Origin of the sequence: Adlercreutzia sp. ZJ473 (assembly GCF_013185065.1) — a bacterium.
Classification (GTDB): domain Bacteria; phylum Actinomycetota; class Coriobacteriia; order Coriobacteriales; family Eggerthellaceae; genus CAAEEV01.
The window spans coordinates 1-4299 of record NZ_JAAVTO010000095.1 but is presented as its reverse complement, the minus strand read 5'-3'; the positions used below and the strand labels follow the sequence as shown (position 1 = coordinate 4299).

General features: G+C 71.7%; 3 protein-coding genes. 2 read left to right on the top strand and 1 reads right to left on the bottom strand.

The features are described from left to right. Positions 1-2095, top strand: a 2095-nt coding sequence (locus HRL41_RS11610) for a DEAD/DEAH box helicase (protein WP_172137160.1), incomplete at its 5' end; no start/stop codon positions are given. A gap of 57 nt (positions 2096-2152) precedes the next feature. On the opposite strand, the gene HRL41_RS11605 is transcribed toward HRL41_RS11610, so the two are convergent. Next, positions 2153-3544: a sodium-dependent transporter gene (locus tag HRL41_RS11605; protein WP_371808849.1), complete on the bottom strand. Its 1392-nt coding sequence runs from the start codon at positions 3542-3544 to the stop codon at positions 2153-2155. Between the two features lie 214 nt (positions 3545-3758). Here HRL41_RS11605 and HRL41_RS11600 point away from each other — a divergent pair, with 214 nt between their 5' ends. Beyond that, positions 3759-4220 (top strand): MarR family winged helix-turn-helix transcriptional regulator, encoded by a 462-nt coding sequence (locus HRL41_RS11600; RefSeq protein ID WP_172137158.1) that lies wholly within the window; start codon positions 3759-3761, stop codon positions 4218-4220. The last annotated feature ends 79 nt before the right edge of the window (positions 4221-4299 follow it).

Here is a 4299-nt window from a genome sequence, read left to right as displayed (position 1 = left end):
CGAGGCGGGCGGCGCCGTGCCTACCGCCAGCGGCACCGCGCCCGCCAGCGGCGCGTCCACGCCCGCGTCCGCCGGCGGCCCGGACGCCCCCTTCCCCGCCCTCGCCCCCCTGCGCGACGAGGTGCTCGAGGGGCGCGCCGTGCGCCTCGTCCAGGCGTTCTTCGACGCCGACAACACGCTGATGCTCGCGGACGACCGCGCCGCGGGCGCGCTTCTGTTCGGCGGCCTCGCGCAGTTCCGCGCGCTCGGCGAGGTGTTCACCACGCCCGCCTTCGACCGGCTCCTCTCCGACAAGAAGCCGCGCGTGAGCATGGGGCTCTCCATCGCCGGCAACCTCGTCAACCTCGACGTGTCGGCCGCCGACCTCGACGCCGGCGAGCTCGCCGCGCTGCTGGCGAGCTACCGCCGCCGCAAGCGGTTCCACCGCCTGCGCAGCGGGGCGTTCCTCGACATGCGCGACCACGACCTGAGCGAGCTCGAGCGCCTCGTGGACGACCTGGGGATCAGCGCCGCCGAGCTGGCGGGCGGGCACGTGGAGCTGCCCACCTACCGCGCGTTCTACCTCGACCGCGAGTTCTCCGAGGCGCGGCGCGACGCGTCGTTCGAGAGCTACGCGGAGCGCTTCCACCGCATCGACCAGGCCGCCTACGCCGTGCCGGACGCGCTCGCGCGCACGCTGCGCCCCTACCAGCGCGAGGGGTTCCGCTGGATGAGCGCGCTGGCCGACCTGGGGTTCGGCGGCATCCTGGCCGACGAGATGGGGCTCGGCAAGTCGGTGCAGCTCATCAGCTTCCTGCTTGCGCGCGCGGCCGAGGCGCGCGCGGCGGGCCCCTCGCTCATCGTGTGCCCGGCCTCGCTCGTGTACAACTGGCTCGCCGAGTTCGCCGCCTTCGCGCCGGGGCTCTCCGTGCGCGCGGTGGAGGGGCCGCGCCGCGAGCGCGCGGCGATCCGCGCCGAGCGCGGCGTCGACGTGCTCGTGACCTCGTACGACCTCGCGCGCATCGACGTGCGCGAGCTCGAGCAGGCCGACCTCTTCTGCTGCGTGCTCGACGAGGCCCAGTACATCAAGAACCACGCCACGCTCACCACGCGCGCCGTCAAGCGCCTGCGCGCGCGCCACCGCTTCGCGCTCACCGGCACGCCCGTGGAGAACCGCCTCTCGGAGATCTGGTCGATCTTCGACTTCCTCATGCCAGGTTTCCTGGGCTCCTACGCGCGCTTCCGCGAGCGCTTCGAGCTCGGCATCCTCGGCGGCGACGAGGACCTCGCGCGGCGCCTGCAGTCGCTCGTGGGGCCGTTCGTCCTGCGCCGCCGCAAGGACCAGGTGCTGCCCGACCTGCCCGACAAGCTCGAGACCGTGGTGTACGTGCCGCTCGAGCGCGAGCAGCGCCGCCTCTACGACGCCGCCGAGCAGCAGCTGCGCCAGGAGCTCAACGTGCAGAAGAAGGCGACGCAGGCGCGCGGCGGGGGCCCCGTGCCCGAGAAGTCGCGCGTGGAGGTGCTCGCCGAGCTCATGCGGCTGCGCCAGATCGCGCTCGACCCGGCGCTCCTGTTCGAGAACTACCGCGGCGGGGCGGCGAAGATGCCGGCCATCGTGGACCTGGTGGAGCAATCGCGCGACGCCGGCGCGAAGGCGCTCGTGTTCTCCCAGTTCACAAGCTACCTCGATCTGATCGCCGCCGAGCTCGAGGCGCGCGAGGTGCCCTACTTCCGCATCACGGGCGCCACGCCGAAGAAGCGGCGCCTCGAGCTGGTGGACGCCTTCAACGCCGACGACACGCCGGCGTTCCTCATCTCGCTCAAGGCGGGCGGCACGGGGCTCAACCTCACGGGCGCCTCGGTGGTCATCCACGCCGACCCGTGGTGGAACGCCGCGGCCACCGACCAGGCCACCGACCGCGCGCACCGCATCGGACAGGAGGACGTGGTGAGCGTGTACAAGGTGATCGCGAAGGACACCGTCGAGGAGCGCATCCTCGCGCTGCAGCAGGCGAAGGTGGAGCTCGCCGAGAGCGTCATCGGCGGGGCCGCCTCGAGCGCCTCCGGGCTCGCGGGCCTCACCCGCGAGGAGCTGCTCGACCTGCTGCAAGGGTAGCGGCGCGCAACGCGGCACGGCGCGAGCGCGGCGAGCACCCGAAGGCGACGGGCGGCCTTACCCCGCCCAGGCGGCCACGATGGGCGCCCACCCCATCACGAGGATGATCGCCACGAGCACGGGCGCGCCGAAGCGCATCCAGGGCTTGAGCCACGCGGGGAAGCGCAGGCCGCGCCCCGCGTTCGCCTCGGCGACGAACGCCTCCCAGCCCCAGCCGCGCCGGCTCACGCAGAACGCCACGAACACGAGCGAGCCCAAGGGCATGACGTTGCTCGAGACGAGGAAGTCCTCGACGGCCTGGATGTCGCCGATGCCGGGGACGACCGCGCCCGCAAGCACGTTGAACCCGAGCGCGCACGGCAGCGAGAGCAGCGGGATGGCCGCCAGGTTCACCGCCACGGCGCGCCAGCGCGTCCAGCCGAACTGGTCCATGGCGAAGCTCAGGATGTTCTCGAACACGCCGATGACGGTGGAGAGCGCCGCGAAGCTCATGAACACGAAGAACAGCGTCCCCCACAGCTGCCCCATCCACATCTGCTCGAACACCGCCGGCAGCGTGATGAACACGAGCCCCGGGCCGGAGTCGGGCGCCACGCCGAACGCGAAGCACGCGGGGAAGATGATGAGGCCCGTGGCCAGCGCCACCATCGTGTCGAGCGCGCCGATGGTGGCCGCCTCGCCCAGAAGCGTGCGGTCGCGCCCGATGTAGCTGCCGAAGATGGCCATGCCGCCCATGCCCACCGACAGCGTGAAGAACGCCTGGCCCATGGCCGCGTAGGCCGCCTCGAAGAACGTGGGCGCGTCGGCGAAGATCTTGCCGAAGTCGGGCGCGAGGTAGAACGCGATGCCCGCCTCGGCGCCCGGCAGCGTGACCGCGCGCACCACGAGCACGCCCATGATGCCCAAAAGCGCGAGCATCATCACCTTCGTGATGCGCTCCACGCCCTTCTGCAGGCCCATCGAGCACACGACGAAGGCGACGGCGCACACCGCGGCCATCCACGTGACGAGCTCGGCGGGGTTGGCGAGCAGCGCGTCGAAGGCGGCTGCCGTGTCAGCTGACGTGGCGCCTGCGAGCTGGCCGGAGGCCATCTTCGGGACGTAGGCGAGCATCCAGCCGGCCACCGTGGTGTAGAACATCACGAGCAGGTAGTTGCCCGCGATGCCCACCCACTTGAACGCGTGCCAGCGCGAGCCGGCGGGCTCGAGCGCGTCGAAGGCGCCCGCGATGCTCTTGCGGCTCGCGCGCCCCACGGCGAACTCCATGCACATGATGGGCAGCCCGAGGATCACGAGGAACACGAGGTACAGCAGCACGAACGCCGCGCCGCCGTACTCGCCCGTGACGTAGGGGAAGCGCCAGACGTTGCCCAGCCCGATGGCGCACCCCGCGCTGATGAGGATGAACCCCAGGCGCGAGGCGAACTTCTCCCGCTCCACGTGCCTCACCTGCCTTTCACTCGGCGCCCGCGGCCGCGCAGGCGACGGGGCGAAAACCGCGGTCCCGCGCCGACCCGTTCCGCGCCGACCCGTTCCGCGCTTCCGCGTTTCCGCTGCTCTGGCCGTCTTTGCTTGGGTTGACATTGTACTCGATGAAGCTGAGGTGACATGCTACCATGAGCCGGTATCCTTCCGACCCTCAATCCAGAGAAGCAGGCTGCCCATGAACGACCAGGCCATCGCGCGCCGCCGCGAAGTCGACGACCTCCTCTCCGGCACGTTCAACTCCATCCTCCGCGTCGAGGAGCGCGCGCTTGAGAACCGCCTGACCGAGGGGCTCACCATCACCGAGATCCACACCATCGAGGCCGTGGGGTACCGCGACGAGAACCCCATGAACGTGGTGGCCGCGCGCCTCGACGTGACGCTCGCCACGCTCACCATCGCCGTGAACCGCCTGGTGGAGAAGGGGTTCGTGGCGCGCGTGCGCGACGAGGCCGACCGCCGGCGCGTGCTCGTCTCACTCACCAAGCGCGGCCGGCAGGTGTACCGCGCCCACCACCTCTTCCACCAGCGCCTCATCGAGGAGGCCCTCGCGGGTCTGAGCGAGGAGGAGGAGGCCGTGCTCTGCGACGCGCTCAGGAAGGTGAAGGGGTTCTTCGACCGCCAGGTCCACGCGGGGTAGGGCCCGCCCGCCTGCGCGCGGCAGGGCGCGTGCGGCTGCGCGCGACGCGGGGCCCTCGCGGCGGGGCGAGGGGCGGCCC

Excerpts from the sequence above, each read along its gene's own strand:
- HRL41_RS11600 (WP_172137158.1), top strand. The coding sequence starts at position 3,759 with ATGAACGACCAGGCCATCGCGCGCCGCCGCGAAGTCGACGACCTCCTC.